The sequence below is a fragment of the Streptococcus pseudopneumoniae genome, assembly GCF_001070815.1.
Classification (GTDB): domain Bacteria; phylum Bacillota; class Bacilli; order Lactobacillales; family Streptococcaceae; genus Streptococcus; species Streptococcus pseudopneumoniae_P.
The window spans coordinates 1-207 of sequence record NZ_JVLX01000030.1 but is presented as its reverse complement, the minus strand read 5'-3'; the positions used below and the strand labels follow the sequence as shown (position 1 = coordinate 207).

Below are 207 nucleotides of genomic sequence, written 5' to 3'. Positions count from 1 at the left end.
GAAGATAAGGTTAAAGCAGTCAACCCAGGTTCAACTGTAGTAGTGGACGATAAAGGTAACGCTACAGTCACAACACCAGAAGGTAAGACAGCGGTCATTCCAGCGACAGACTTAGTTAAATCACCAGAAGACGCAACTAAACCAAACGCAGGCAACGACATCGTTAAACCAGCGGACAAAACTGTAGTTGCTAATCCAGATGCTCTC

The 207-nt window shown here is 45.4% G+C and carries 1 protein-coding gene; it reads left to right on the top strand.

Annotation, left to right across the window (positions count from 1 at the left end; translation table 11 throughout):
- Nucleotides 1-207, top strand: a 207-nt coding sequence (locus tag ADG81_RS09825; RefSeq protein WP_049550914.1) for a hypothetical protein, incomplete at both ends; no start/stop codon positions are given.